Genomic DNA, 26,706 nt, shown 5'->3' with positions numbered 1-26,706 from the left:
GGAACTTCGCAATCGAGGGCTCTTGAAACTGTCCACAGTTTCGCGGCAAGAACAAAAGCGGGACTGGGCCCCCCCTAGCGTGCGAGTCCAAACCAGATTGCCCATAGGCAAAAGGCAATCATCAGCGAACACAGGATGGCGCGAGTCCATCCCCATACTTGGTATGCCATCGAGTGCGGTTCGATCGATACCGGCCGAGGGAAAGCGACCCACGGCGCGATCAGAGCAAAGTAGCCGAACATCAATACGTAGATGATCAGGCCCACCACGGGATCAGTGGATGGATACGCCCTGCCAATAACCACCAAGGTGAGACCCACAGCCGCCAACACTCCGAGGAACCGCCATCCATTGGGGCGCCGAAAAAGCTTGGTCAAACGGCTGGCGTAGCCTGCGTAGAGCTTTGGTGTCGGCATTGGGTCAGCATGGATTTGTATGACTGCATTCTGTTGGAGGAACTCCCTCAGGCCCACTCACCGACTCAATCCAACCGCGTCACCACTCGCCAAGAAATCTGCGGCGCCCGAACGCTCGCACACACCGGCCCCCCATCCTTCATCGTTCCTTCGATGCGTGCCTCGATCGCGGCATTCGGGTTGCCCACTGCGCTTTCCACCAGCGCGATCGGAATGTCGGCCAGCTTGATCTTCGCCCTTCGCTCCCACGGGGTACCCATCTGGCCTGCGTAGAAACCGGAGTTCACGTACACGAATCGATCCGCGGGCGTGCCTTGCGCGAAAGGGCCCCGGAAGTTCGGGGACCCATCGGCAAGCGAAGGGCCAAGTGACAACGTGACGGCGAACGACACCGCGTCCGCCGTCGTGAGGAATGGCTTCACCAGCTCATCGCGGCCGCGCTGGACGGCGAAGTCGACGCCTGGCGGCGGCGACAGCACGGTGAGGATGAGTTGAAGGTTCGTTGAGTGGTCGGCCTGCATGGGTCGAAGTTTAGAGCCCGGTCGTCATGCGGCACGCGCCAGTGGCTCGCGTGCCAGCTCGAGTTCCCGCAGCAGCTCTTGCCGCATCAAGGCCGCCTTACTGGCCTGCGCCTCACGCACATGGCCATACCCCCGGATGCTTTGAGGCAGCGAAGCCAGCTTGGTCACGATGGGCAGGGTCTCGGCACGCAAGTCGGACAGGGCAGCACGCATGTCGTCCTCGTACTGCGCCAGCAGCTGACGATCAACCACACGCTCCGCCGCGTTGCGGAACGGGTCGAGCCAGGTCCCTCTCAGGCCGCGCAGCCGCGCCATGCATTTCATTGCCAGAAGCACCCAGGGACCCGCTTCGCCTTTGACGGGCTTGCCGCTGTGCGGATCCTTGCGTGCGAACGGCCAGACCCCGAGGTGAAAGCGCAGCCGGACGGGGCCTTCGAATTCCTGCGCCAGCGCCGATCGAAAGTCGGGGTGCGTGAACAGCCGGGCAACCTCCCACTCGTCCTTGGTCGCCAGCAGCCGGTGGTGGTTGTGCGCCACGGCCCTGGCCAGGGCGTCGCCCGCATGGAGGCCGGCTTCCAGCTGGCGCGCCTGCTCCACCAGCTCCTTGTAGCGCTGCACATGCAATTCGCCGCTGTGGGCACGCAGGTGTTCTATGCGGTGCGCGACGGTCTGGTCGAGTCCCCGGGTCTGCCGTGGCATGAAGGTGATGACCTGCGTCGGTTGCTCGGCCTTCAGATGGCGCTCGACCGCCGGCTGGTCATGGGCAACGCGTCGCCCCCAGAGGAAAGCCTCCTTGTTCATGGCCACGGCCACGCCGTTGAGCTCGATGGCTCGCTCGATCGCGGCCCGTCCCAAGGGAATGAAACCACGTTGCCAGGCCAGGCCCAGCATGAACATGTTGATGCCGATCGGATCGCCGACCAGCGCGGTGGCCATGCGCTCACCCTCGATCAGCACGAGATCGGCCGTGCCCGCCGCGGCCTCGATGCGCTCGATCAGCATCTTCGGGTCGAGCTGCCAGTCGGGATTGCGCGCGAAATCGCTGGTCGGCACGAGGCCTGTGCTCACTACCGCACGCCCGCGACCGGCCGGCAGCCGCGTCAGCGATTCGTCCGAGGCCGCGACGACGAGGTCGCAACCGATCAAGGCATCGGCCTCGCCCTCGGCGATGCGCGTGGCATGCAGCATCCCCGGGTCGGGCGCGAACCGCACGTGCGAGGTCACGGCGCCGTACTTCTGCGAGAACCCGGTGACATCGAGGTTGGAGCTGTAGCGGCCCTCCAGGTGAGCGGCCACGGCCAGGGTCTGGCCGATGGTCACCACGCCCGTGCCGCCGATGCCGGAGATCAGCACGCTGCAGACGCGTCGCAGCGGCGCGATGTCGGGCTCGGGCAGCGCCTGCGTGTACGGGCTCGGCGATGCCGCCTGTGCCTCGACGCGCGCCGCGGCGCGGCGCGGCTTTCCGCCTTCGACGCTGACGAAACTGGGACAGAAGCCCTCCACACACGAATAGTCCTTGTTGCAGCTTCCCTGGTTGATGCGGCGCTTGCGGCCGAGCTCGGTCTCCAGCGGCTCGATCGACATGCAGTTCGAAGCCACGCCGCAATCGCCGCAGCCCTCGCACACGGCGGGGTTGATGAACAGGCGCCGATCGGGATCGGGCAGCTTGCCGCGCTTGCGCAGCCGGCGCCTTTCCGCCGCGCAGGCCTGGTCGTACAGGATCACCGAGACGCCGGGGTATTCGCGGAACTCGCGCTGCACGGCGTCGAGGGCCGTGCGGTCGTGCACGGCCACGCCCTCGGGCAACTTCACCGCGGCGTAGCGCCGCGGCTCGTCCGTGACGACCGCCATCTTGAGGATGCCTTCCGCCGCGAAGCCCGCGAGGATCTGCGGCGGGCTGAGGTTGCCCTCGACCGCCTGTCCTCCGGTCATGGACACGAAGCCGTTGTACAGGACCTTGTAGGTGATCGGCACCTGCGCCGCGACGGCCTGCCGAATCGCCAGGTAGCCCGAGTGCGCCAGCGTGCCATCGCCGATGTTGGCGAACACATGGCGCTCGGCGGTGAACGGTTGCTGGCCGAGCCACATCACGCCTTCGGCACCCATGTGCGACCAGGTGGTGGTCTGCTGCGGGTTCACCAGCAGCGCCATGCTGTGGCAGCCGATGCCGGCCAGCGCGCGGCTGCCTTCGGGCACCTTGGTCGAGCGGTTGTGCGGGCAGCCCGAGCAGAAGCCGGGCACGCGGTTCGGCCCTGGTGCCTTCACGGGTGCGCTCGCGCACTGCGCGGGCACGGGCACCTCGCGGCCCAGCACGCGCGCCAGCACTTCCGTGACCCGTATCGGCGAGATCTCGCTGGCATTCGGAAAGGCGACGTCGGCGGGACCCGATTCGAAGAGCCCGCCTTCGAACAGCTTGCCCACCAGGCGCGGTGCATTCGCACTGCCGTAAAGAATGGTGCGCACCTGGTCTTCGAGGATGGGGCGCTTCTCCTCGACCACGACGATGGTGTGCAACCCTTGCGCGAACTCGCGCACGATCTCGGGGTCCAGCGGCCAGACCAGTCCGATCTTCAGCAGCTTGAGGTCGGCGAACCCGCTCACAGTTGCTTCACTCTCGCGCCCCAGGGCCTGCAATACGTCCTGCCAGGCCTTGCCCGCCGCGATGACGCCGACACCCGCCCCGGCAGGGTCCGCGACGATGCGATTGAGGCGGTTCGCCCGGGCATAGGCGAGCACCGCGCCATGCTTGTGGTTGTAGAGCCGGTCCTCCTGCGGAAGCGGCATGTCGAAGCCGCGGATGTTGTAGCCCGCGCCGAACGGGTCCACCGGCCGACTCGGTGCCTCGGGCACGGTGATGAGGGGAGCGTCCGTCCCCACGTAGACCGAGCCCCCGCCCTCGACGACGTCGGTCACGACCTTCATGCCCACCCAGCAGCCCGAGAAGCGGCTCATGGCGATGCCGTGCAGGCCATAGTCCAGCAGCTCCTGCGTGTTGGAGGGATAGAGCACCGGCATGCCGACCGCCATGAGGATCGGATCCGAGAAGTTGGCGACCGAGGAACTCTTCGCGCCGTGGTCATCGCCCGCCAGGCACAGCACACCGCCCTTGGGCGAGGTGCCGGCCTGGTTGGCGTGCCGAAGCACGTCGCCCGAACGGTCCACGCCCGGGCCCTTGCCGTACCAGATGCCGAACACGCCATCGACCCGCGCGCCCGGAAAAGTCCCCACGTACTGCGAGCCCCAGATGGCGGTGGCAGCCAGGTCCTCGTTGAGGCCGGAGCGGAACACCACGTTGGCGGCCTTCAGTTGCTTCTCGGCGGCCCACAGCTCCATGTCGTAGCGGCCCAGCGGCGAACCGCGGTAGCCCGAGATGTAGCCTCCCGTGTTCCATCCGGCCGCGGCATCGCGCGCGCGCTGCTGCAGCGGCAGGCGCACCAGCGCCTGTATGCCGGTCATGTAGACCCATCCGTCATCGACGCCATAGCGGTCTTCGAGCGCCGCGACGTCACGTACCAATGCAATGTTCAAGATCCGTCTCCTGTGGGTTTTCAGTGCTGGGCGGCCGGCACGTCGCTGCCGCTGCGGCCCACCAGGAATTGCAGGTCGCAGCCGTCATGGGCCTGGTTGACGGTGTCGACGTACAGCCTGACGTAGCCTCGGGTGGCCACGTCGGCGGGCGGTGTCCACGCGGCCAGCCGCTGCTGCAACTCCTGCTCGGACACGAGCAGCTCGAGCCGCCGGGCCTCGACGTCGAGCTCGATCAGGTCGCCGTCGCGCACCACGGCAAGGGCGCCGCCCACGGCCGCCTCGGGCGACACGTGCAGCACCACGGCCCCGAACGAGGTACCGCTCATGCGGGCGTCCGAAATGCGGACCATGTCCGTCACGCCCTGCTTCAGCAGCTTGGCGGGAATGGGCAGCATCCCCAGTTCCGGCATGCCCGGAAAGCCCTTGGGACCGCAGTTCCGCAGGACCATGACTGAGTCCGCATCGATGTCGAGATCGGGATCGTCGACACGCCGGCCGAGGTCGTCCTGGTTCTCGAACACCACGGCGCGGCCCCTGTGCTTGAGCAGGCGCGGCTCGGCGGCCGAAGGCTTGATGACGGCGCCGTTCGGGCACAGGTTGCCGCGCAGGATGGCCACGCCCGAGGTCGCCATGAAGGGCTTCGCCACGCTGTGGATCACGTCCGGGTTCCAGCAGACGGCGCCGGCGTTGTTCTCGGCCAGCGTCCTGCCGGTCACGGTCAGCGCATCGCCGTGCAACAGGCCCGACTCGCACATGTCGCGCAGGATCACGGGCAGCCCGCCGGCCTCATGGAAGTCCTGCATCAGGTAGCGGCCCGAGGGCTGGAGGTTGAGCAGCGTGGGCACGTCGCGCCCGACCCGGTGCCAGTCCTCGATGTCGAGCGGGACCTCCATGCGCCGCGCCACCGCCGTGAGGTGGATGACGGCATTGGTCGATCCACCGATGGCCGCGTTGACCGCGATGGCGTTCTCGAAGGCTTCGCGGGTCAGCACCTTGTCGAGCCGGAGGTCCTCGCGCACCATGTCGACGATGCGGCGGCCCGCCATGCGCGCGAGCACGCGGCGCCTGGCATCCACGGCGGGAATCGATGCGTTGTCGGGCAGCCCCACGCCGAGCGCCTCGACCATCGACGCCATCGTCGATGCCGTTCCCATCACGTTGCACACGCCCACCGATCGGGTGAGGCAGCCCTCGGCCTCCTCGAAGTCCTCGTTGACGGCGCGGCCGGCGCGCAGGTCCGCCGCCAGGTTCCACGCATCCTTGACGCCGAAGGACTTGCCACGGAAGCTGCCGTTGAGCATGGGCCCGCCGGACACGCCGATGGTCGGCAGGTTGACGCTGGCGGCGCCCATCAGCAGCGCGGGCGTCGTCTTGTCGCAGCCCATCAGCAGCACCACGCCGTCGAGCGGGTTGGCGCGCAGCGTCTCCTCGACGTCCATGCTGCACAGGTTGCGCAGCAGCATGGCCGTGGGCCGCGTCAGCATCTCGCCGGGCGAGATGACCGGAAACTCCATCGGCACGCCGCCCGCCTCCAGGATGCCTTCGCGCACATGCTGGGCCAGATCGCGGAAGTGCGAATTGCACGGCGTGAGATCGGACCAGGTGTTGCAGATGCCGATCACCGGCCGCCCGTCGAAATGATCCATCGGCACGCCGCGGCTGCGAACCCAGCCCCGGTTCGCGAAGTTCCTGGCGCCCCGGCCTTCGAACCAGGCTTGCGACCGCAGCCTGCGCTTTTCTTCATCGGACATACGCTTGTTTTCCTATCGCTATCACATGAGATGGATCGACTCCGCGGAGCCAGGTCACGCGGGGTGCTATCCGGTGCTCCGCGCCGACGATGCGGCGCCGTTCGATCGCATGCGCCGCTCCAACACGGCCAGCACCGGCGCCAGCAGCACCACGATCAGCAACGGTGCCGCGGCGGCACACATGGCGACCTTCACGCCCATCTGTTGCACCAGCAGCGCTGCCGCGATCAGCGGCGCAGCACTGCTGCCGAAGCGCGAGACCGCCCCCTTCCAGCCGACCGCGGCGCTGCGCAGCGCGGCCGGATAGACGATGGGCGTGATGATGTTGAGCGACTGGTAGGTGCCGACGACGAAGAAGCCGGCGCTGACGATCACGGCCACGAAGCCAGCGGTGCCGAACGGAAACAGGCCGAGCCCGGCGAGCGACAGCGCGCCCAGCAGCGCATACACGGCGGTCACTGGATAGCGCCCGAAGCGGTCGATCACGAAGCCCGTGGACAGGCCTGCGACGATGGACGCCAGCCCGGCCATCGACGCGTAGGCCGCGAAGCTGGCGACCGGCACGCGCCCGAATTCATGGAAGAAGACCGCGCCGATGCCGAACAGGTTCACGGCAATCTGGCCGCAGATGCAGGAGAACCAGAGCGCCGCGGTGAAGAGTGCTCGGCGGTCGCCGAAGATCTCGATGATCGAGATGCGCGCGCCGGTTCGCCGCGCCGGCCCGCGAAGCCTGGTGCCGGCATCCACCAGGATGCCCAGCTTGCGCAGCGCCTTGAGAATGTCGGTAGGCGGTGCGCCGGTGCGCGCCAGATGCAGCGGCGACTCCGGCATCCACAGCACGATCGGCAGGATCATCAGCAGCGGCGCCAACGCGCCGATCAGGTACATGCCCTGCCAGCCGATGCGGTCGAGCGCGAGGGCCACGAGCCCGCTGGCGCCAACGGCGCCGATGGCCACGCCGGCATAGACGATGCCCACCATGGTCGAGCGGCGCTTGACGGACGAGATGTCGGCCACCAGGCTGGCGGCCGCGGGCAGCAGGCCACCGCCCAGCATGCCGGCGATGAAGCGGGTCGCGCCAAACCCGAAGACCGAAGTGGCGAACACGCTCTGCAGCGTGGCGACCGAGAACAGTGCCAGCAGCGCGATCAGCATGCGCTTGCGGCCGAAGTGATCGGCCAGCGGCGACAGCAGCAGGCCACCGATCGCCTGCCCCATGGGCTGCAGCGCGAAGGCCCCGGTCAGGCTGGCGGTCGGCACGCCGAGCGTCGATGCGATCGCGGGCAGCATCTGGCCGGTCACGGCCAGGTCGTAGCCATCGATCAGCAGCACGAGGAACAGCGTCGCCACGGTGAGAACGTGGCCGCGCCGCACGGGCGATGCGTCCAGCAGGCCGCCGAGGTCGGTCTTGTCATTCATGGCGCGGCGCTTCAGATGCCCAGCTGCCGGGCCGCCAGGTCCTTGAGGATTTCCTCGGAGCCGCCGCCGATCATCATCACCTTGGCTTCGCGATAGATGCGCTCGGAGCGGGTGCCGCGCATGTAGCCCATGCCGCCGAGGATCTGCACCGCCTGGTCGGCGCAGAACTGCATGGCCTGCGTCGAGAGGATCTTCGCCATGCAGGTTCGCGCCACGAGCTGCTCGGGATCGCCATGCCGGTGCTCGAGCCGCCACGCCAGCTCGTAGACCAGCGCGCGGGCGGCGTCGATCTTCAACGCCATGTCCACCAGCTTGTGGCGAATGACCTGCCGCTGCGACAGCGGCTGCCCAAAGGTCACCCGGTCGCGCGCCCAGGCCAGGGCCTCGTCGAGACAGGCCTGCGCGAACGCACAGGCGGCGGCCGACATCGACAGCCGCTCGCTGTTGAAGTTGGTCATGAAGACCTTGAAGCCCTGGTGCTCGGTGCCCAGGAGATGGCCGACCGGCACGCGCACGTCGTCGAAATGCAGATGCGCGGTGTCGGAGCACCACCAGCCCATCTTCTTGAGCGGCGTGCGGGTGAGCCCGGGCGAATCCGCATCCACCAGCAGGGCCGACACGCCCGCGGCGCCCTTCGAGCCCGCATCGGTACGCACTGCGACGGTGATGAAGTCGGCACGCATGCCGGAGGTGATGAAGGTCTTCTCGCCGTTCAGCACATAGTGCTCGCCGTCTCGCCGCGCGGAGCATTTGAGCGACGCGACGTCGGACCCGCCGCCGGGCTCGGTGACCGCCAGCGCGGCAATCTTCTCGCCGGCGAGCACGGGCGGCACGACGCGCCGCTTGAGCGCTTCGCTGCCATGCGCGGCCACGGGTGGCAGGCCGATGGTGTGCGACAGCAGCGAGGCCTGCACGCCGCCACAGCCCGCGCGCGCCACCTCCTCGATCGCGACGAGGTAGTGGAAGATGTCGGCCGCCGTGCCGCCGAGCGCTTCGTCGTAGCCGATGCCGAGGGCACCCAATGCACCGAACTTGCGATAGAGATCGCGAGGAAAGGTCTCGGCCTCGTCCCAGTCGTTCGCGAAAGGGACGATCTCGCGGTCGACGAATTCGCGAAGCGTCGATCGGAAGACTTCATGCTCGGCGCTGAAGTAGTGAGGGAGTGGACGTGTTTCGATCATCGTGTCCCCATCTTCTTGCGGTGCGAGATGGCCGTCTTGCGCGCAGCGGCTGGCGTGTTCGACGTCGGGTCGAAGGCCGATGACTAGAGCGCCTGCGCGATGATGCGCAGCTTGCGCGAGCCCGCGATGATGTCCCTGGGCTTGAGCCCGTAGACCTGGCGGATCGAGTGGCTGAAGTGCGTCGAATCGGGATAGCCGATGTCGAGCGCGACGTCGACCAGGCTGGCGTCCGTGTGCACATGGTGCAGCAGGCTGCGCGCCCGTTTCCAGGCCCGCACGTTGCGAAACGGAATGCCCACCTCTTCCTTGAACAGATGGCGGAAGCGCGAGATCGACAGGTTCACGCGCGAAGCGCATTCGTCGGAGGCGACGGCACCAGTCGGATCGGCCTTGATGCGCTCCAGCACGCTCGCGATGCGTTGGTCGAGCGCGCGCGCGGGCAACGGTGCGCCGAAGAAGCTCTGGTCGAAATCGCACGGGCGCAGGTCGAGCGCGCCGCCTTGCGAAGCAAGCCGGCGATGGACCTCGCGCACATGCACCGCGAAGTCGGGTGCATGCACCGCGCCGCACAGGCGCAGCAGCGGCGGCAGCGCGCTCGCGTCGACCGTCTCGGGCTCGATCAGCACGATGAGCACGTTGCGGCCCTCGCAGGCGATCTCGTAGGGAACGTAGGGCTGGACGATCGCGACTTCGGTCGATTGCCATTCGCCCCCTTCGAGCCGCACGCGCAGTCGGCCGTCGATCGCGACGTATGCGACGAGGGCCCCTTGCGTGTGCAGGCTTCGGGCACCGAGAAGGCCGGCATAGAAGAGGCGGTCCTTCGTGATCCACATGACGCGGTCGGCGCTGGTGCAGCGCCTTGGAACGAAGGCGTCGTCGCCCGTGTCGATGTAATCGCTCATCCCGCGCCCCCGCTCTTGCGATCCCGCTGGCTCAAGCACCGTTGGCGGGAATGATGGGCAGCAGGATGAAGGGCTCGTTGCCTTCGCCGAAGTGCAGCGTGTTCTCGCCGCCGAAGACCTCGGGCGGCCGGTCCTGCGGATTCGCGTGGCGGAACGGGCCGACGCCCGTCATCGGATAGGGCTGGTCCGAGAAGCCTGCGTCGCCGAGTCCGTGGTCGTAGTCGCAGCCCCGGATGTTGAGGGCCAGCGTGTAGCCGGGCGGAATCACGATGGAGGTCGGCAGGATCTCGATGTCGAGCACGACCGGCTCGCCCGGCACGAGCGGCTGCAGCTCGTCGTGCGTGTGGTACGGGCGGTAGGGAAGCGACTTCGCCGTGTCCAGCTTGCGGTGCGAGGCGCGCAGCCATCCCAGCGCGATCGGCACGCGCGGATCGTTGGAGCCGACGAACAACACCTCCTTGCCGTCCGGCGCGTAGAGCCGCAGCGCCAGGAAGAGATCGGCATCCGCCGTCCTGGAAGACACCACGAGCCGCGCCGCGATCGGGCCGGTGATCTCGATCTCTTCCCTGGCCGGCGGGAGCTTGAACACGAGCCCTTCGCTCATCGCCTGGTAGGCGATGCTGGCGCCGGCGGCCGGCGTGGTGCCCAGGGTGCGGGTGGCGGGCTCGAGGTAGTACTTCGTCCACTGCGTGCGGGCCAGCGGCCATTCCTGCTCGTCGCGGATCGTGAAGTGCTCGCCCGGCCGGCGGATCTGCAGCTGCACCGGCGGCTGGCGGTCCCAGCCCGTGTCCTTGCCTTGCAGGAAGTGGCCGAGAAAGCGCTTCTGCAATTCAACGCCCTCGGCGCGGTAGAAGGGACTGAAGTGGCTGTTGCCGTGCACCTCCAGCCATTTCTGGCTCGAGCCCGCGTCCAGATAGCCCTCGAAATTGCCGCGCGGATGCACGCCCATGCCGCCCCAGTTCGCGGCCGACAGCAGGGGCACCTGGATGCGGCTCACGTCGGGCTTGCGCGAGGAATAGAACTCGTCGTCGAGCGGGCGGTTCAGCGACTCGTTGGACATCTTCGGCGCACGGTTGGCCGCCAGTTCCTCGTCCGACAGGGTTTGCGGGCCGCAGACCAGCTCGCCGTTGTTCGGATTGCGCGCGCCGCGCTCGCCATAGCCGTGCTGGATGCGCAGCACCTGGCGCTCATACCAGCCTTCGCCGAACTGCGAGTAGATGCCGCCGTGCCGGGCCGCGTCGCGATAGCGGTCGACGAAGCCTTCCCATACGCAGATGGCGGCGAGGTGCGGAGGCCGCAGCGCGGCCACGTACCACTGGTTGCTCGCGTAGTAGGAGATGCCGTTCATCCCGATCTTGCCGTTGCTCCACGGCTGCGTCGCCACCCACTCGATGCATTCGTAGATGTCTTTCGTCTCCTGCTCCGAGGTCGGGTCGAGCACGCCCGGCGAGCGGCCCGCTCCGCGGCTGTCGACGCGGATGCAGACGAAGCCGTCGGGCACCCACTTCTCGGGATCGATGACTTCCCAGTTCATGTACTTGTTCGACGAGCCTTCGGCGATGTCGGGGAAGTCGCGCACCATGCGGTCGTAGGCGCTCTTGTAGCCCACCTGCATGGGCACGCCCTTGCCATAGGCGCCGTAGGAGAGCAGTGCCGCATGGCGGCCGGGTTCCGGCGGGAGAAAGACGTCGGCGCGCAGCACGACGCCGTCGCTCATCGGAATCGGCACGTCCCAGAGGATGCGCATGCCGTCGGCATGGACGGCCTCGGGCATGTCGTTGGAGAGCGCGCCGTCGGCGCGGCCCTGGTTCGGGTTCGTTTGGTTCATGGTGATCTTTCCTTCTGAAACTCAACTGATCTGGATGCCCAGCGGCGGCAGGATCCTGGCGAAGCGGTCGATCTCAGAATCGACATAGGCCTTGAAATCGCGCGGCGCCATGGCCTCGAGCACGCCGCCGCCGTCCTGGATGTACTGCCGGTACTTGGGGTCCTGGCCGAGCTTCGCGAACATGGCGTGGAGCGAATTGGCCGCGGCTTCGCTCATGTTCTTCGGCCCCCAGATGCCCGACCAGGCGGGGATGTCGGGCACGTCCAGCCCGAGTTCGGCAAAGGTCGGCGCGTCGGGAACGATCGGCGAGCGCACGTTGCCCGAGAGGCCGAGCGCCCGCATCTGCTTGCCCTGGATCCAGCCCTGCGCGGAGACCGGCGCGAGGAAGGTGCAATCGACGACGCCCGATACCAAGTCGTTGCTCGGCGCGCCCTTGTAAGGGACATGGACCAGGTCCACCCCGGCGTTCCTGCAGAACAGCGAGGCCATGATGTGGGTGGGATTGCCCAGGCCCGAGTTCGCGATCGTGAGCTTGCCCGGCGAAGCCTTCGCGGCATCGATGAACTGCTGCAGGGTCTTGAAGCGGGAGTTCGCTCCGACCAGCAGGGCCCATCCGTAGTAGGTGGCCAGCCGCGTGATGGGCGTGAAGTCCGACTTCGAATCGAAGGGCAGGCTCTTGTAGAGCACCGCGTTGGTCGTGTGGCCCGCGGAGTTCAGCAGCACCGTGTTGCCGTCCGGCTTGGACCGCGACACGTCCAGCGATCCGATCACCGCGCCCGCGCCGGGCTTGTTGTCGATGATGACGTTGCGGCCGCTCGTGGTTTCGAGGGTGTGTGCCAGCAGCCGTCCGGTGACATCCATGCCCGATCCCGCGGGAAAGGGCACGACGATCCGCAGCACATCCGACTTGGCCGGCTGGGCCATCGCCGGCAATGCGCTGCCGAGTACCGCACTGAGGAGGGTCCTGCGATTGATGTTGCTCATTGCCTTGTCTCCGTATTTGTTTTTCGAGGTGCCGCTTCGCGCATCGGCGCCAGGTGCGCCGCTAGCGGGGCGAGAACGAGGTCGGTTTGAGGATCTGCGACTCCTGCTGCCGCAAGGCGCCCAGCTCCTTCGAGCGGGCCCTGTATTCCTGCCAGGCCGGATCGGCCTCCATGGCCGAGCGCCGTTGCTCGCGGTCGGCCAGGCTGTCGAATCGCCACAGATGCACGATCTGGTTCAGCGGGCCGATCTCGCTGACGTAGAAGCCGACGAGGCCTCCCAGGTACTTGTTCTGCAGCGGCAGCGCCATGCGCTCGTAGAGCTTCAGGAAGTCGGCGGCGCGGCCGGGTTCGGCGGTGTAGGTCCTGAGCTCGAAGATCATGGCTGCGCCTCGTTCTCCACGGGATTCGACAGGACCCCGATGCCTTCGATCTCGATCTCGATGGTGTCGCCTGCCTTCATCCACACGGGTGGCTTGCGCGCATAGCCGACGCCCGCGGGCGTGCCCATCACGACCACGTCGCCCGCCTCGAGCGTGAGCGCCTCGGTGAGCAGGCACAGCGTTTCGGCGACGGGGAACAGCATCCGTGCGGTGTTGCTGCTCTGCATGACCGTGCCGTTCAGGCGCGACTCGATCTTCAGGCCGGCGGCACCGGGCGGCAGGTCTGATGCGGGCACCAGCCAGGGCCCCAGGGCGCCGGTGGCATCGAAGTTCTTGCCGATGGTCCACTGCGCCGTCCTGCGCTGGTAGTCGCGCAACGTGGCATCGTTGAAACAGGCATAGCCGGCCACGGCCTCGAGGGCGTCGGCTTCGCTCAGGTGGCGCGAGGTCCTGCCGATCACCACGGCCAGCTCGGCCTCGAAGTCGAGCTGGCTCGAAACACGCGGCTGCCGGATCGCCGCGCCGTGCGCCACGAGCGAGGACGCGCCGCGCAAAAAGAAGCTGGGGTAGTCGGGCCGCTGGTTGCCGCCTTCGGCCGCGTGGTCCGCGTAGTTGAGCCCCAGGCAGATGATCTTGCCGGGCCGTGGCACCACGGGCAGCAGCCTCGCGCTGCCGAGCGGGATGCGGGCCGCGGCGGGCGCGGAAGCGGCCTCCTTCGCGGCGGCGGCGAAGCCGGCCGCGCCGCGGGTGCAAAGGGCCACCATGTCACCGGGCAGGGTGACGATGGCGCCATCGACGACCGCGCCCAGGCGGGGCGTCGGATCGGAGTCGGTATGGAAGGTGACGAAGTTCATGGGCTTGCGAGAGGAAGGAGATCGATCAGGAGGTTTTCAGCCCGGCGCCGACCGAGCTCATCAGCGCGTGCAGCGCGCCGTGGCCCTCGAAGCCGATGCCAGGCCGCTGCGGCGGATGCACGAAGCCGTCCTCGACCCGCGTGTCGTCGGCGAAGCCGCCGAAGGAGCCGAACACGCCGGGATAGGCCTCGCAACCGCCGAGGCCCAGGCCGGCCACCAGCGCCAGCGACATCTGGTTGCCGCCGTGCGGGAAATGGCTGCCGGCCCCCCAGCCCTGCGCTTCGAGCGCCAGCGCCATGCTGGCGAAGGCATGCAGGCCATAGGACTGCGGCGGGTCGACCTGGATCAGGTCCTTCTCGCTGCGCCAGCCACCGAGGCGCACGAGGTTGGTCACCTCCTGGCTGCCATAGAGGTTCTCGCCGACCGCGAGCGGTGGCGCGTACACCGAGGCCAGCTCGGCCATCAGCGCATAGTCGTTGGGATCGCAGGGCTCCTCGAACCAGCGCAGGTCGTACGGCGCCAATGCCTTCGCATAGACGAGCGCCTCGTCGCGCTGGAACTTGCAGTTGGCATCGACCGCCAGGTGGCTGCTGTCGGGCAGCACGCTCAGCGCGCAATCGATCCGGCGCAGGTCCTCGTCGAGCGACGCACCGCCCACCTTGATCTTCACGTGGGTGTAGCCGGCGGCCTGGTGGCCGCGGATCTCGTCGGCCACGTCCTGCGGCACGCCGCCCGGCCGGTACCAGCCTCCGCCCACGTACACGGACACCTTGCGCTGCATGGTCCCGCCGCGATAGCGCCGCGCCAGCACTTCCGCGGTCGGCAGGTCCTGTGCCTTGCCGATGGCATCCCACAGCGCGGTCTCGATGGTGCCGATGGCGATCGAGCGTTCGGCATGGCCGCCCGGCTTCTCGCCGACGAGCATCGCCGTCACGGCCCTGGCCGGATCGAGCACGCCATCGCCGTCGAGCAGCGACTCGGGCCGGGCCCGCAGCAGCCGGGGGAAGAAGCGCTCGCGCATCGGCTGCCCGCAGGCGTAGCGGCCGGTGGAGTTGAACGCGTAGCCGGTGACCGGCGCCGCGCCGCTCCCCGGGTCCAGCCGTACCGCGACGATCGAGGTCGTCATCTCCGCGAAGGAGAACACGGCGTTGCGCATGGTGCTCTGCACCGGAAAGGCCGCTTCCTGGAGGTCAATGATCCGCATGATGCTTTCTTGTGTGTCCTGAACTTCTTTGTTGAGCGGTCTCAGCGCGACGGCTCGATGCCGGCCGCCCGGATGAACTGGCCGTAGCGCACCAGCTCCTCGTCGATGTGCTTGCGGAAGGCTTCCGGCTTCGCCGGTGCCGCGGGCAGGAAGCCCATGGCCAGCAGCCGCTCGCGCGCTTCGGGCTGGCGCAGCACCTCGCCGACATCGGCGTTGATCTTCTGCACGATGGCCGCGGGCGTGGCGGCCGGCGCCACGAAGCCCAGCCATGCGCCATAGCGAAAGCCCGGGAAGCCGGACTCGGCCATGGTCGGGACCTTGGGCAGCACGGCCAGTCTTTCCGAGGTGCCGACGGCCAGCGGCACGAGCCGGCCCGACTGCAGGAACGGCAGCACGGCGGAGACGCCGGCGAACATCACCTGCACCTGGCCGCCCACGACCGCCGTGGCGGCTTCCGCCGCGCCCTTGTAGGGCACGTGCAGCATCCGGATGTCCGCGCTGCGCATCAGGATCTCCATCGGAAGATGCTGGGCGCTGGCGACGCCGCTGGAACTGAAGTTGATTTCACCGGGCCTGGCCTTGGCGGCATCCACCAGCTCCTTGACCGAATGCACCTTCAGGCTGGGCGACGCGACCAGCACGAAGGGGGTTTCGCCGATCAGCGCGATCGGCGCGAAATCCTTGAGGGGGTCGTAGGGCAGCCTGGCATACAGCGCCGGGTTCGCCGCCAGCGTGGTGTCGTTGGGCACCAGCAGCGTGTAGCCGTCGGCCGGTGCGCGGGCGACCTGCTGCGCGCCGATGATGCTGTTGGCGCCGACCTGGTTGTCGACCACGGTGCCCTGGCCCCAGCGCTGCGCGAGCTTGCCCGCCATGAAGCGCGAGGCCATGTCCGCGCCCGCGCCGGCCGCGAACGGCACGACGATGCGCACGGGCTTCTCGGGATAGTCGGCGTGGGCCGGGGCGCCCAGCGCCAGCGCGGACAGCGCCATGGCTGCGCAACGCAACGCGGTCTTGATCATCCTTGTCTCCATCTTTCTTGTCTGGCCGGCGTGCCCTGCGATCGCGCCCCGTCCGGCAGGCGCAATTCTGGAGGGGTTGATACCAACGCAAAAGAAGAGATTTCAGCTGCCATCCATCTAAAATTTAGCTGGACTAGCTTTGGAGACGAACCATGGATCTGCGGCAGGTGCGCTACTTCCTGACGGTGGCGGAGAAGGGAAGCATCAGTGCCGCCGCCGCGGTGCTGCACGTGGCGCAGTCCGCGATCAGTCGGCAGATGCGCCTGCTCGAGGAAGACCTCGGCGGCCCCCTCTTCCACCGGAGCATCGCGGGGGTGCAACTGACCGACAGCGGCCTCATGTTCCTGGAACGCGCGCGCTTCATCCTGCGCGAGGTGGAGAGCACGACCCTGGACGTCTCCAACTTCAACCGCGGCATGCGCGGCTTTCATCGCGACGTGCGAGGCACGGTGCGGATGTCGTCGGCGCCCACGGTCGGGCAGGCGATCCACGGCCGCCTCGCGCTGGACTTCCGCCAGCGCTTTCCGCAGGTCCGGCTGGAGCTGACGGAAAGCCCCACCGACGACGCGCTGCACCGGCTGACCGCCGGCACCATCGAGCTCGCCATCGTGTCGAATCCCGGCAATCAGGAGCACATCCATTTCACGCCGCTCGCGCGGCAGGAAATCGCTGTCTTCTGTCTTCCGGGTTCGAAGCTGGCCGCGCGCCCGAGCGTGCATGCGCGCGAACTGCGCAAGCTGCCGATCATCATCTCCCTCGGCCTGCGGCACAGCCTCGAGACGGAGCACGGGGTGATGCAGCCGGTCATCCAGATCGACGGCAACGAAGGGGCCGCGCAACTCACGCGGGCGGACCTCGGCTTCGCCGTGCTGCCGAAATCGGTGGTGCGCACCTCCAGCATCTGGCAAGGCCTCGTGGCGGTGCCGGTGCGCGGCTTCTCGGTGGCCCGCATGCTCGCGGTGGCCAAGGGGCGACCCGTCAGCCTGGCCGCGAAGGTCTTTCGCAGCGCCGTCGAGGAGCAGATGGCGCTGTGCGTCGGCGAAGGGCTCTTCCTGCCGCCCTGAAGCCGTGCTTCAGTGTCCGGACCCGACACCGATCGTGTCGAGCCGCGCCACCGCCTCCGCCGGCAACTCCAGCCCAGCCGCCGCCAGGTTCTCCCGCAGATGCCCCAGCGACGAAGTCCCCGGAATCAGCAGCAGGTTCGGCGAGCGCTGCAGCAGCCAGGCCAGCGCCACCTGCATCGGCGTCGCACCCAGTTCGCTGGCCACCTCCGACAGCACCCCCGACTGCAGCGGCGTGAAGCCCCCCAGCGGAAAGAACGGCACGTAGGCAATGCCCTCGCGCGCCAGCTTCTCGATCAGCGCGTCGTCGGCGCGGTTCGCGAGGTTGTACATGTTCTGCACGCCGACGATCGGCACGATGCGCTGGCCGTCGTCGACCTGTTTCGCGGTCACGTTGCTCAGGCCGATGTGGCGGATCAGGCCCTGCTGGCGCAGCTCGGCGAGCGCGGTCAAAGGCGCCTCGAGCGAACCTTCGGCCGGCCCGTGCACGCCCAGCATGCTGCGCATGTTGACGACATCGAGCACGTCGAGGCCGAGGTTGCGCAGGTTGTCGTGCACCGCCTGGCGCAGGTCGGCCGGCGAGGCCGCGAGGTTCCACGAGGCGTCGGACCCGCGCGTGGCACCCACCTTGGTGACGATGGTCAGGCCGTCGCGGTACGGGTGCAGCGCCTCGCGGATGATCTGGTTGGTGACGTGCGGGCCGTAGAAATCGCTGGTGTCGATGTGGTCCACGCCGGCCTCGATCGCGGCGCGCAGCACCGCGACGGCGGCGGCACGGTCCTTCGGCGGGCCGTAGACGCCGGGGCCGGCGAGTTGCATGGCGCCGTAGCCGAGGCGCTTCACCTCGCGGTCGCCGAGGCGGAAGGTGGAGATGGTGTCGAGCGGGTTCATGGGCTTTCCTTTCAGGTTGAAGCTGAATGTAGGCACCGCGGCGGCGTACGATAAGCCGGCTCAATGCGCACGGGTCGTGCGGAAAAACGAACAATCGAAAGACAGGCGATGACGGAACAGCTCGGCGATCTGGCGGTCTTCGTGGCGGTGGCGCGCGCGGGCGGCTTTCGCGAGGCGGCGCGGCTGCAGAGCGTCAGCGCCTCCAGCCTCAGCGCGGCGGTGCGCCGGCTCGAAACGCGGCTGGGCGTGCGCCTCCTGCATCGCAGCACCCGCAGCGTGGTGCCCACCGAGGCCGGCGCGCGGCTGCTCGACCGGCTCGGGCCGGCGCTCGGCGAGGTCGAGGCCGCGCTCGACGTGGTCAACGGCTTTCGCGACAAGCCCGCGGGCACCTTGCGACTTAACGTGCCGGCGAGCGCGTCGCGGCTGGTGCTGCCGGCGATCGTGCCGCCCTTTCTCGCGGCCTATCCCGAGATCCTGCTCGAGGTGGTGGTCGAGGAGAGCTTCGTCGACGTGCTGGCCGCGGGCTGCGATGCCGGCATCCGCTACGAGGAACGGCTCGAGCAGGACGTGATCGCGATCCCGATCGGCCCGCGCCGCCAGCGCATGGCGACCGCGGCCTCGCCGGCCTACCTCGCGGCGCACGGCCGCCCCGTGCATCCGCGCGACCTGCTGCAGCACGCTTGCCTGCGCGGGCGCTTCGCGAGCGGCGCGATGGCGGGCTGGGAATTCGAGCGCGAGGGCGAGGTGGTGACGGTGGACGTCGACGGGCCGTTGATCGTGCGCCTGGGCGGTGGCGTCGAGCTCGCGGTCGACACGGCGGTGGCCGGCATCGGCGTGATCCACCTGTTCGAGGAATGGCTGCAGCCGCAACTGGCGAGCGGCGCGCTGGTGCCGGTGCTCGAGGACTGGTGGCAGCCCTTCACCGGGCCCTTTCTCTACTACCAGGGCCGTGAGCGGCTGCCGGCGCCGCTGCGCGCCTTCGTGGATTTCGTGCAGTCGCGGCGCGGCTGAGACCGCGCTTCAGCGTCGACTTCAGCGACCGGCCTGCGCCAGCGGCAGCGCCGCGCCGCCCTTGAGTTCCTCGAGGCACACGCTCGAACGCACCATGCTCACGCCGGGCAGCGCCGAGAGCTTCTCGGTCAGGAAGGTGCTGAGCGCCTCGAGGTCGCGCGCGATCACCTTGAGCACGTAGTCGACGTCGCCCGTCACCGAGTGGCATTCGAGCACGTCGGGCAGCTGCGTCACGGCCTGGCGGAAGCGCTTGAAGTCGCGCACGTGGCCGCGCTCCATCGCGATGTGGACGAAGGCCATCACGCGCAGGCCCACGGCCGCGGGCCGCAGCCGCGCCTCGTAGCGCGCGATCACGCCTTCTTCCTCGAGCCGGTGATGCCGGCGGCTGCATTGCGCGGGCGAGAGCCCGACCGCGGCCGCGAGCTCGAGGTTGGAGATGCGGCCATGGCCCTGCAGCACCTCGAGCATGCGGGTGTCCATCGAGTCCAGCGGTACGGGTTGCAAGATGTTCTCCTGTTTGGTGGGAATGGCGAAAGAACTTCTCTTCTTCGAGGGGTGATCCCCAGGCGCGATGAAAACCCATTGCGCGAGCCGGGCGAAAGAATCGTTGCGAGCTCGACCCAGGGGCGAGAGCAGGCGAGACATCTTCTCTCGATAGGCAACGAATGCGCAACTGCATTGCATCGCCACTCGCGAATGCCCGGGGTCAGCCATCCGATCCATCCGCACCGAGCTTCGACCAGGAGAACCCATGAAGCGCATCCCCGAACCGTTCCGCATCAAGACCATCGAGCGCATCGCCCTGACCAGCCGCGCGCACCGCGAACAGGCCCTGCTCGAAGCGGGGCTCAACCCCTTCCTGCTGCGCAGCGACGACGTCTTCATCGACCTGCTGACCGACAGCGGCAGCGGCGCGATGAGCGACCGCCAGTGGGCCGCGATGATGGCGGCCGACGAGGCCTATGCCGGCAGCCGCAGCTACTACCGGCTCGCCGACACCATCGAGAAGGTCTTCGGCCATCGCCACACGGTGCCCGCGCACCAGGGCCGCGGGGCGGAGCAGCTGCTCTACCCAGAGCTCGTGAAGCGCCGCGGCGCGAAGCAGCCGGTGTTCCTGTCGAACTTCCACTTCGACACCACCAAGCTCCACATCGAGCTGGCCGGCGCGCGCGCGCTCAACGCACTGACGAAGGAGGCACTGGACACCGCCACCTACCACGACTGGAAAGGCAACTTCGACCTCGACGAACTCGCGCGGTTGATCGAGACCCATGGCGCGGCCAACGTGGTGGCGCTGGTGGCCACCGTGACCTGCAACACCAGCGGCGGCCAGCCGGTCGCGCTGGCCAACCTGCGCGCGGCCTCGCAACTCGCGCGCGAAGCAGGTATTCCGGTGGTGATCGACGCCACGCGCTTCGCGGAGAACGCCTGGTTCATCCGCGAACGCGAAGCCGGACAGGCGCAGCGCGACGTGCCCGGCATCGTGCGCGACATGATGGCCTGCGCCGACATCGCAGTGATGTCGTCGAAGAAGGACGGGCTGGTCAACATCGGCGGCTTCTGCAGCTTCCGCGACGACGAAGACCTGTTTCGCGCCGTGCAGGAACGCTGCGTGGTCAGCGAGGGCTTCATCACCTACGGCGGCCTCGCCGGCCGCGACATGGAGGCGCTCGCGGTCGGCCTCGAGGAGGCCATGGATGCCGATTACCTGCGCTACCGCGTCGGCCAGGTCGCCTACCTCGGCGAGCGGCTGCGCGCGCAGGGCATCCCGATCCAGCACCCGACCGGCGGGCATGCGGTGTTCGTCGACGCGGCCGCGCTGCTGCCGCACCTGCCGGCCGAAAGCTTTCCGGCACATGCGCTCGCCTGCGAGCTGTATCTCGAAGCGGGCGTGCGCGCGGTGGAGATCGGCTCGCTGCTGCTCGGGCGCGATCCCGCCACCGGGTTGCAGGAGAAGGCGCCGCTCGAATCGATGCGGCTCACGATCCCGCGGCGCGTCTACACCAACGACCACATGGACTACGTGGCCGACGCGCTGGCCGAGGTGGCGCGGCGCGCCGCGCGCATCCGCGGCATGGTCTTCACCTACGAGCCGGTGCTGCTGCGCAACTTCACGGCGCGTTTTCGCTGGGCGGAGACCGACGCGGCCCGTGCTCAGGCAATCGGCGGATAGCTGCCTGTGCCTTCGGGCCAGGGCGTGAGGACCTCGAAGCCCTCTTCAGTCACCGCGACCATGTGCTCCCACTGCGCCGACAGCGAATGGTCGCGCGTGACCACGGTCCAGCCGTCGGGCAGCTCGCGCGTCTCGCGGCGGCCCGCGTTGATCATCGGCTCGATGGTGAAGACCATGCCGGGCGCGAGCCGCAGGCCTTCGCCGGGCCGGCCGTAGTGCAGCACCTGCGGATCGTCGTGGTAGATCTGCCCGATGCCGTGGCCGCAGTACTCACGCACCACGCTGAAACGCTCGCGGTGCGCCACGCTCTGGATCGCATGGCCCACGTCGCCCAGCGTCGCGCCCGGGCGCACGGCCAGGATGCCGGCGCGCATGGCCTCGTAGGTGGTCTCGACCAGCCGGCGCGCGAGCGGGCTCGGCTCGTCGACGAAATACATGCGGCTGCAGTCGCCGAACCAGCCGTCCTTGATCACGGCCACGTCGATGTTGACGATGTCGCCCTTCTTCAGCGTCTTCTGCGCCGAGGGAATGCCGTGGCAGACCACGTGGTTGACGGAGGTGCACACGGTCTTCGGGAAGCCCTTGTAGCCCACGTTGGCCGGGATCGCGCGCTGCACGTTGACGATGTGGTCGTGGCAGAGGCGGTCGAGCTCCTCGGTGGTGACGCCGGGCTTCACGTGCGCGCCGATCATCTGCAGCACCTCGGCCGCCAGGTGCCCGGCCTTGCGCGACAGCGCGATCTGCTCGGGCGTCTTCAGGGGCACGGCCATGTTCATTGCACGACCTTCGCCGTTCGCCCCGCCGCGCGGCCCGATGGCCGCGGCGCATGCGGCTCGCTCGGCGCGCAGGCCATCGCGAGGTCGAGCCCCCCGGCCATCTCGGCGCGCACCAGCAGCTGGCACAGCTCGCGGTGATCGAGGTCGGGATGCAGCTCGGCCAGCATGCCGATGCGCATCCAGTGCTCGGCCTGCGCGTTGATGGAACGGCTCAGCGCGGTGCCTGCGACGCGCAGGTTCTCGTGCATGAGGTCGGAGATCTTGACGATGCCCATGGTTTTTCTTCTATATGAAACGTATACGAATCATATAGCAAGTGTCGCAGCAAGCCTTGCACGGTCACGAAGTCCTTGGGTTCAAGGCGCGTCGCGACCCCGGGCCGCGACGAATGCGTGGATCGCTCGCCTACAATTTTTGAAACAGGAGGATTCGATGGCAGGAGAAGACCCGAAGATCGTCAAGCGAATGACCGGACTGGTAGCCACTGGCGCGTTACCTGGCGCGGCGGTGGGATTTCTGGGCGACCTCCTGACGCCGCGCGGTGGCTGGATTGCCGTTGGCCTCCTCGGCATCGTCGCGGTGGCGGTTGCCATCTACCTGATCGCCTCGCTGTGGGGTCGCGAGGAATCGGCGCCCGCCCCCTGGTGGCACCGCCTTTCGAACAAGGACTCGGAACTCAACTGGATCTGGTCGGGCCCGAATCCCTTTCTAGCGCACGGGGTGCACGTCGTGATGCTGTTCGCGCTCAGTTGTCTCTTCTTCAGCGCCAAGTCCTTTGCCAGCGCCGACGAAGGCGGCATCCTCGCCAAGAACGTGACGGCGATCGCCGTCGCACAGAAGCAATTGGGTATTTCTCAATCGATGCTGGACGAGCAGAAGAAGACCACGACGATCCTCTCCTCCATCAACGAGAAGACCGCTACCTTGAAGCGCGAAACCAGCGACGACCCACGCAAGGAACTTTCCAACTCGGGCGTGCAATGGGACCATGGCCGTCTCTATCAATCGCTGCGTGAAGGCGACGCCCGGGTGGTCTCGCTCTTTCTGCAGGGCGGCATGCGATTGACCTCGAGCGACGTGGCGATGGCTTTCGAGCGCTCGCCGCCGGAAGTCCACAGCGCGATCGCTGAATACCGGCAGCTCTTCAACACGGCCGATTGCAAGAGCGCGTTCGCGGCGATCGGTGCCAATGCGACGCTCTCGGCAACGCCCTCCGCCATCAAGATGGTGCGAACCCTGTGCGCCAACCCCGATGCCAAGGCCCAGGTGCAGGTCGAGGTGGAACGATGGCAGGCCTCGCATGCCCGACAGGTGGCAGCCTATCGCAAGGAAGAGGCTGCACGCCAAAGCCCGGCCGATTGCGTGAAGCACGAGATGCGCAATGGTGGCCGCACCCTGGCAGACGAGGGGGCCGGCTTCAACCCCTTGAGCGCGACGACATACACCACCCGCCAGGAAATGCTGGCCAATATCAATGCCGCCGCGATAGTGGGCCTGACATCCGACAAGCTGGAGGCCATCGTCCGCGCCTATTGCGACAAGCAGGCCACGGCCAAGCCGAACATCGACATCGACGATCAGCAGGTGCGCCGCTGGAAAGCCGTGGCGGACTGGATTTCGTAGGCCCCGCTTCTCTGCCAGCCCGCCTCCTGACCCGAGGCCTTCAACGCCGCTGCGATCGCCGCCGCCCCCTCAAAGCCCCGCCGCCGCCGCCGGCTTCATGCGCCGCAGATGCGCCAGCATCTCCTCGCGCACCACCCCCGTCACATGGCTGCGCTTGCCGTTCTCGAGCATGCCGAGCCGCCGTGCCACGGGCCGGCCCGGCAGGTGCAGCACGCACAGCGCGGGGTCGCTCTCCCAGTCGAAGTTCTTCAGCAGCGGCGCCATGGTGAAGCCCACGTTCTTGCGCACCAGCTCCGCGATGGCCAGCAGCGAGTTGAGTTCGAGGAACTCCTTCGGCACGTACTGCAGCCGCCGCAGGATCTTGTCGATGCGCGCGCCGGTCGGCGTGCGGCGGTCGAAGCGGATGAAGGGATGGTTCGCGAACAGGCTCGCGATCGGCGTCTCTGCCGAGGCGATGCCCGAGTTGGCGATGACGGTCAGCGCCTCGTCGTAGCAGGGCGTCCACAGCAGGCCCGGCACCTCGGGCCACTGGCGCTCGACCACCACGGCCGCGTCGAGCTCGCCGCTGATCACGTCCTGCATCAGCTGCGTCTGCTCGCGCACGCGCAGCTCCACCTCGAGGTTCGGATGCAGCGACTTCAACACGGCCAGCGTGCTCGACAGCAGCCCCATCGCCGAGATCAGCGAGCCGAGCTTGATGGTGCCGGCGATCTGCCGCTGGTCCTGCAGGTCGCGCCGCATCGACTCGTACTGCGCGAGCAGCTCCTCGGCGCGCGGCAGCAGCAGGTGGCCGGCCGGGCTCAGCACCATGGTGCGGCCGGTCTTGTCGAACAGCGACTTCTTCATCTCGGCCTCGAGCGCGCGCATCTGCTGGCCCACGGCCGCCTGGGTCAGCGCGACCTGGTCGGCCGCGGCCGCGAACGAGCCGCCGCGGGCCGCGGCGACGAAGGTGCGCAGGAAACGGATGGTGCTCATGGGACCTGAACGATAAACAAATCCTTTATTAACTCTAAACGATTTTTAAATTTATTTTTTCCTGTGCCTGCCAAACAATGCGGGCCATCGCCACCGCCGCGCCGTTCACTACCGCCTTCGCGCGGCAGGCCGATGACAAACCAACGCCATGACCACCCCTGAATACTTTCCCCTCGTCGATGTTTCCGGCACGCCGCATGAGCGCGGCGTGCAGCACGGCCGCGCGGTGCCCGAGCGCGTGGCCGGCGGCATCGCGCTCTACCGCGCCCAGCTGGGCCGCCGCGGCCTGGACGACGCCACCATCCGCCAGCTCGCGCAGTCGATGCTGCCGGTGATCGCAGCCTACGACGCGAGCTACCTCGAGGAGATGCGCGGCATCGCCGAAGGCGCGGGCGTCGCGCTCGAGGACGTGGTGATGATCAACTGCCGCACCGAGATGCTGTTCGGCTATGCCGACATGAAGCAGGCCACCGCGCCGGCCATCGACGCCGCATCGAGCGAGGACGGCGACTGCACCGGCCTCGTGGTGCTGCCCGCGCGCTCGGCCAGCGGCCGCCTGATGCATGCCCACAACTGGGACTGGCGCCAGGAATGCGTCGACACCGGCATCGTGCTGCGCATCCGCGCGGAGAACGGCCCCGACATGCTGAGCTTCACCGAGGCCGGCGCGCTCGCGCGCCACGGCTTCAACAGCCAGGGCGTGTCGCTGACCGGCAATTCGCTGACCTGCGACGAGGACTTCCGCAAGGGCCCGGGCGTGCCGCTGGTGCTGCTGCGCCGCCGCGTGCTCGAAGCCGCCAACCTGGCGCAGGCGATGAAGACCATCTGGGCCTCGAAGCGCTACTGCGCCAACAACATGATCCTCGCGCAGGCCAGCGGCAACGACGGCTCGGGCATCAGCCTCGAGACCTCGCCCGGCGAGATCTTCTGGACCCTGCCCGAGAACGACCTGCTGGTGCATGCCAACCACTGGATGTCGCCCGCGGCCACGCTGAAGCTGCGCGACCCCGGCCTGCCGCAGCGGCCCGACAGCATCTACCGCCAGCACCGCGTGGAGAACGCGCTGCGCCGCGTCGAGGGCCGCATCGACTGGAGCGATGTCAAAGCCGCGCTGGCCGACGAGTTCGGCAAGCCCGACGGCGTGCTGCGCACGCCCAAGCCCGCGGACTTCAGCAGCATCTCGGCCACCGTGGCCACCACCCTGATGGACGCGGCCAACCGCGTGATGTGGGTGGCGCGCAAGCCCTACGAGGCACGCCACTTCCGCGAATACACGCTGTAGTCCCTCCCCCTTCCTCCTGCCTTCCCTCATGACCGACACCACCGAAGCCCCCGCCGCCCTCGCCGAGCGGCGCGCCCGCACCCTCTACGACCTGGGCCCGAGCACCATCTACGCCGCGCGCAGCGACCCGCGCTTCTCCTACTGCACCTACGTGCCCGAGCACGTGGGCCAGCCCGGCACGCGGCCGATGCAGCTGGTGGTGGTGGTGCACGGCACCGGCCGCGCCTTCGTCAACTACCGCGAGGCCTTCAGCGGCTTCGCGAAATGGAACGACTGCATCGTGCTGTGCCCGCTGTTCCCGGCCGGCGTGCGCGGCGACGGCAACCGCGACGGCTTCAAGCACCTGATCGAGGCCGACATCCGCTACGACCAGGTGCTGCTCGACATGGTGGCCGAGGTGGGCGAGAAGTTCGGCTGCGACTTCGGCCGCTTCGCGCTGTTCGGCTATTCGGGCGGCGGGCAGTTCGTCAACCGCTTCGCGATGCTGCACCCCGAGCGCCTGTGGGCCGTGTCGATCGGCGCGCCAGGTTCGGTCACCCTGATCGATCCCGAGCAGGGCTGGTGGGTCGGCACGAAGGACTTCGAGACCCGCTTCGGCAAGCCCATGGACCTCGAGGCGCTGCGCCGCCTGCCGGTGCACATGATCGCGGGCAAGGCCGACATCGAGACCTGGGAGATCACGCACAAGCCCGGCGGCAAGTTCTTCATGCCGGGCGCCAACGATGCCGGCCGCACGCGGCCCGAGCGGCTCGAGACGCTGCGCCGCTCCTTCGAGGCGGCCGGCGTGAAGGTGGCCTTCGAGCTGCTCGACAACGTGCCGCACAACGGGCTGGCCTGCGTGGGCCATGTGCAGGACTTCTTCGCCAAGGCCCTGCAAGAACTGCGCGCCGCGCCGTCGCCGGCCTGACCCCACCCACCACGAGGAAGA

Annotated in this window: 24 protein-coding genes; 6 read left to right on the top strand and 18 right to left on the bottom strand. The window is 68.1% G+C overall.

From position 1 onward, the window contains the following. Positions 1–74: 74 nt before the first annotated feature. From AC07PU_RS00410 to AC07PU_RS00350, 13 genes are all read right to left on the bottom strand, one after another. Complete coding sequence (locus AC07PU_RS00410; RefSeq protein WP_495314271.1) at positions 75–416, bottom strand: hypothetical protein; 342 nt, start codon at positions 414–416, stop codon at positions 75–77. A 65-nt stretch (positions 417–481) separates the two neighbouring features. Further along, complete coding sequence (locus AC07PU_RS00405) at positions 482–937, bottom strand: DUF5990 family protein (protein WP_495314269.1); 456 nt, start codon at positions 935–937, stop codon at positions 482–484. A gap of 24 nt (positions 938–961) precedes the next feature. Next, entirely contained in the window at positions 962–4,465 is a 3,504-nt protein-coding gene (locus tag AC07PU_RS00400) for an indolepyruvate ferredoxin oxidoreductase family protein (RefSeq protein WP_495314267.1), read from the bottom strand. Between the two features lie 20 nt (positions 4,466–4,485). Beyond that, on the bottom strand, positions 4,486–6,216 hold the full coding sequence (locus AC07PU_RS00395; RefSeq protein WP_495314265.1) for an IlvD/Edd family dehydratase: 1,731 nt from the start codon (positions 6,214–6,216) through the stop codon (positions 4,486–4,488). Between the two features lie 66 nt (positions 6,217–6,282). Continuing rightward, a complete protein-coding gene (locus AC07PU_RS00390; RefSeq protein WP_495314263.1) occupies positions 6,283–7,635 on the bottom strand; it encodes an MFS transporter in 1,353 nt (450 codons plus the stop codon). 11 nt (positions 7,636–7,646) lie between these two features. Beyond that, entirely contained in the window at positions 7,647–8,816 is a 1,170-nt protein-coding gene (locus AC07PU_RS00385; RefSeq protein WP_495314261.1) for an acyl-CoA dehydrogenase family protein, read from the bottom strand. Positions 8,817–8,899: 83 nt separating this feature from the next. Further along, positions 8,900–9,718 (bottom strand): helix-turn-helix transcriptional regulator, encoded by an 819-nt coding sequence (locus AC07PU_RS00380; protein WP_495314259.1) that lies wholly within the window; start codon positions 9,716–9,718, stop codon positions 8,900–8,902. Positions 9,719–9,749: 31 nt separating this feature from the next. After that, on the bottom strand, positions 9,750–11,546 hold the full coding sequence (locus AC07PU_RS00375; protein WP_495314257.1) for a CocE/NonD family hydrolase: 1,797 nt from the start codon (positions 11,544–11,546) through the stop codon (positions 9,750–9,752). Between the two features lie 21 nt (positions 11,547–11,567). Further along, a complete protein-coding gene (locus tag AC07PU_RS00370) occupies positions 11,568–12,530 on the bottom strand; it encodes a Bug family tripartite tricarboxylate transporter substrate binding protein (protein ID WP_495314255.1) in 963 nt (320 codons plus the stop codon). A 61-nt stretch (positions 12,531–12,591) separates the two neighbouring features. Continuing rightward, entirely contained in the window at positions 12,592–12,909 is a 318-nt protein-coding gene (locus AC07PU_RS00365) for an NIPSNAP family protein (RefSeq protein ID WP_495314253.1), read from the bottom strand. Continuing rightward, positions 12,906–13,763, bottom strand: coding sequence for a fumarylacetoacetate hydrolase family protein (locus AC07PU_RS00360; RefSeq protein ID WP_495314251.1), 858 nt, complete (start codon positions 13,761–13,763; stop codon positions 12,906–12,908). The genes AC07PU_RS00365 and AC07PU_RS00360 overlap by 4 nt, the downstream gene beginning before the upstream one ends. Positions 13,764–13,788: 25 nt before the next feature. After that, on the bottom strand, positions 13,789–14,967 hold the full coding sequence (locus AC07PU_RS00355) for an enolase C-terminal domain-like protein (RefSeq protein ID WP_495314249.1): 1,179 nt from the start codon (positions 14,965–14,967) through the stop codon (positions 13,789–13,791). 41 nt (positions 14,968–15,008) lie between these two features. After that, positions 15,009–15,986, bottom strand: coding sequence for a Bug family tripartite tricarboxylate transporter substrate binding protein (locus AC07PU_RS00350; RefSeq protein WP_495314247.1), 978 nt, complete (start codon positions 15,984–15,986; stop codon positions 15,009–15,011). A gap of 152 nt (positions 15,987–16,138) precedes the next feature. On the opposite strand from AC07PU_RS00350, the gene AC07PU_RS00345 reads away from it, so the two are divergent. Next, complete coding sequence (locus AC07PU_RS00345; RefSeq protein WP_395346928.1) at positions 16,139–17,050, top strand: LysR family transcriptional regulator; 912 nt, start codon at positions 16,139–16,141, stop codon at positions 17,048–17,050. 9 nt (positions 17,051–17,059) lie between these two features. Here AC07PU_RS00345 and AC07PU_RS00340 read toward each other — a convergent pair whose 3' ends face one another. Beyond that, a complete protein-coding gene (locus AC07PU_RS00340) occupies positions 17,060–17,938 on the bottom strand; it encodes an aldo/keto reductase family oxidoreductase (protein ID WP_495314244.1) in 879 nt (292 codons plus the stop codon). Between the two features lie 108 nt (positions 17,939–18,046). On the opposite strand from AC07PU_RS00340, the gene AC07PU_RS00335 reads away from it, so the two are divergent. Then, entirely contained in the window at positions 18,047–18,949 is a 903-nt protein-coding gene (locus AC07PU_RS00335; RefSeq protein ID WP_495314242.1) for a LysR family transcriptional regulator, read from the top strand. Positions 18,950–18,970: 21 nt separating this feature from the next. Here AC07PU_RS00335 and AC07PU_RS00330 read toward each other — a convergent pair whose 3' ends face one another. After that, entirely contained in the window at positions 18,971–19,429 is a 459-nt protein-coding gene (locus AC07PU_RS00330) for an Lrp/AsnC family transcriptional regulator (RefSeq protein ID WP_495315787.1), read from the bottom strand. A gap of 271 nt (positions 19,430–19,700) precedes the next feature. Here AC07PU_RS00330 and AC07PU_RS00325 point away from each other — a divergent pair, with 271 nt between their 5' ends. After that, on the top strand, positions 19,701–21,122 hold the full coding sequence (locus AC07PU_RS00325; protein ID WP_495314240.1) for a tryptophanase: 1,422 nt from the start codon (positions 19,701–19,703) through the stop codon (positions 21,120–21,122). Here AC07PU_RS00325 and map read toward each other — a convergent pair. Next, positions 21,104–21,898 (bottom strand): type I methionyl aminopeptidase, encoded by a 795-nt coding sequence (gene map, locus AC07PU_RS00320; RefSeq protein ID WP_495314238.1) that lies wholly within the window; start codon positions 21,896–21,898, stop codon positions 21,104–21,106. The genes AC07PU_RS00325 and map overlap by 19 nt on opposite strands. Beyond that, positions 21,895–22,173 carry a ParD-like family protein gene (locus AC07PU_RS00315; protein ID WP_296740093.1) on the bottom strand — a complete coding sequence of 93 codons (279 nt, stop codon included), beginning with the start codon at positions 22,171–22,173 and terminating at the stop codon, positions 21,895–21,897. The genes map and AC07PU_RS00315 overlap by 4 nt, the downstream gene beginning before the upstream one ends. 157 nt (positions 22,174–22,330) lie before the next feature. On the opposite strand from AC07PU_RS00315, the gene AC07PU_RS00310 reads away from it, so the two are divergent. Continuing rightward, positions 22,331–23,521, top strand: coding sequence for a DUF8607 domain-containing protein (locus AC07PU_RS00310; protein ID WP_495314235.1), 1,191 nt, complete (start codon positions 22,331–22,333; stop codon positions 23,519–23,521). 69 nt (positions 23,522–23,590) lie between these two features. On the opposite strand, the gene AC07PU_RS00305 is transcribed toward AC07PU_RS00310, so the two are convergent. Continuing rightward, complete coding sequence (locus tag AC07PU_RS00305) at positions 23,591–24,496, bottom strand: LysR substrate-binding domain-containing protein (protein ID WP_495314233.1); 906 nt, start codon at positions 24,494–24,496, stop codon at positions 23,591–23,593. A 148-nt stretch (positions 24,497–24,644) separates the two neighbouring features. Between AC07PU_RS00305 and AC07PU_RS00300 the strand changes: the two genes are divergently transcribed. Beyond that, the gene (locus AC07PU_RS00300) at positions 24,645–25,778 is read left to right on the top strand and encodes a C45 family autoproteolytic acyltransferase/hydrolase (protein ID WP_495314231.1); all 1,134 of its coding nucleotides are present in this window, start codon (positions 24,645–24,647) and stop codon (positions 25,776–25,778) included. 28 nt (positions 25,779–25,806) lie between these two features. Continuing rightward, positions 25,807–26,685 (top strand): hydrolase, encoded by an 879-nt coding sequence (locus AC07PU_RS00295; RefSeq protein ID WP_208507552.1) that lies wholly within the window; start codon positions 25,807–25,809, stop codon positions 26,683–26,685. The last annotated feature ends 21 nt before the right edge of the window (positions 26,686–26,706 follow it).

This window comes from Variovorax sp. GW821-FHT10D07, assembly GCF_059415325.1.
Note: the sequence above shows the minus strand (reverse complement) of the source record. Positions and strands in the feature narration are given on the sequence as shown.

What these genes read in the sequence shown, in the direction of transcription:
- AC07PU_RS00365 (WP_495314253.1), bottom strand. Translation starts at nt 12,909, where the DNA reads ATGATCTTCGAGCTCAGGACCTACACCGCCGAACCCGGCCGCGCCGCC.
- AC07PU_RS00310 (WP_495314235.1), top strand. Translation starts at nt 22,331, where the DNA reads ATGGCAGGAGAAGACCCGAAGATCGTCAAGCGAATGACCGGACTGGTA.
- AC07PU_RS00395 (WP_495314265.1), bottom strand. Translation starts at nt 6,216, where the DNA reads ATGTCCGATGAAGAAAAGCGCAGGCTGCGGTCGCAAGCCTGGTTCGAA.
- AC07PU_RS00325 (WP_495314240.1), top strand. Translation starts at nt 19,701, where the DNA reads ATGAAGCGCATCCCCGAACCGTTCCGCATCAAGACCATCGAGCGCATC.
- AC07PU_RS00405 (WP_495314269.1), bottom strand. Translation starts at nt 937, where the DNA reads ATGCAGGCCGACCACTCAACGAACCTTCAACTCATCCTCACCGTGCTG.
- AC07PU_RS00315 (WP_296740093.1), bottom strand. Translation starts at nt 22,173, where the DNA reads ATGGGCATCGTCAAGATCTCCGACCTCATGCACGAGAACCTGCGCGTC.
- AC07PU_RS00335 (WP_495314242.1), top strand. Translation starts at nt 18,047, where the DNA reads ATGACGGAACAGCTCGGCGATCTGGCGGTCTTCGTGGCGGTGGCGCGC.
- AC07PU_RS00295 (WP_208507552.1), top strand. Translation starts at nt 25,807, where the DNA reads ATGACCGACACCACCGAAGCCCCCGCCGCCCTCGCCGAGCGGCGCGCC.
- AC07PU_RS00380 (WP_495314259.1), bottom strand. Translation starts at nt 9,718, where the DNA reads ATGAGCGATTACATCGACACGGGCGACGACGCCTTCGTTCCAAGGCGC.
- AC07PU_RS00360 (WP_495314251.1), bottom strand. Translation starts at nt 13,763, where the DNA reads ATGAACTTCGTCACCTTCCATACCGACTCCGATCCGACGCCCCGCCTG.
- AC07PU_RS00350 (WP_495314247.1), bottom strand. Translation starts at nt 15,986, where the DNA reads ATGATCAAGACCGCGTTGCGTTGCGCAGCCATGGCGCTGTCCGCGCTG.
- AC07PU_RS00355 (WP_495314249.1), bottom strand. Translation starts at nt 14,967, where the DNA reads ATGCGGATCATTGACCTCCAGGAAGCGGCCTTTCCGGTGCAGAGCACC.
- map (WP_495314238.1), bottom strand. Translation starts at nt 21,898, where the DNA reads ATGAACATGGCCGTGCCCCTGAAGACGCCCGAGCAGATCGCGCTGTCG.
- AC07PU_RS00305 (WP_495314233.1), bottom strand. Translation starts at nt 24,496, where the DNA reads ATGAGCACCATCCGTTTCCTGCGCACCTTCGTCGCCGCGGCCCGCGGC.
- AC07PU_RS00410 (WP_495314271.1), bottom strand. Translation starts at nt 416, where the DNA reads ATGCCGACACCAAAGCTCTACGCAGGCTACGCCAGCCGTTTGACCAAG.
- AC07PU_RS00390 (WP_495314263.1), bottom strand. Translation starts at nt 7,635, where the DNA reads ATGAATGACAAGACCGACCTCGGCGGCCTGCTGGACGCATCGCCCGTG.
- AC07PU_RS00375 (WP_495314257.1), bottom strand. Translation starts at nt 11,546, where the DNA reads ATGAACCAAACGAACCCGAACCAGGGCCGCGCCGACGGCGCGCTCTCC.
- AC07PU_RS00300 (WP_495314231.1), top strand. Translation starts at nt 24,645, where the DNA reads ATGACCACCCCTGAATACTTTCCCCTCGTCGATGTTTCCGGCACGCCG.
- AC07PU_RS00345 (WP_395346928.1), top strand. Translation starts at nt 16,139, where the DNA reads ATGGATCTGCGGCAGGTGCGCTACTTCCTGACGGTGGCGGAGAAGGGA.
- AC07PU_RS00340 (WP_495314244.1), bottom strand. Translation starts at nt 17,938, where the DNA reads ATGAACCCGCTCGACACCATCTCCACCTTCCGCCTCGGCGACCGCGAG.
- AC07PU_RS00370 (WP_495314255.1), bottom strand. Translation starts at nt 12,530, where the DNA reads ATGAGCAACATCAATCGCAGGACCCTCCTCAGTGCGGTACTCGGCAGC.
- AC07PU_RS00385 (WP_495314261.1), bottom strand. Translation starts at nt 8,816, where the DNA reads ATGATCGAAACACGTCCACTCCCTCACTACTTCAGCGCCGAGCATGAA.
- AC07PU_RS00330 (WP_495315787.1), bottom strand. Translation starts at nt 19,429, where the DNA reads ATGGACACCCGCATGCTCGAGGTGCTGCAGGGCCATGGCCGCATCTCC.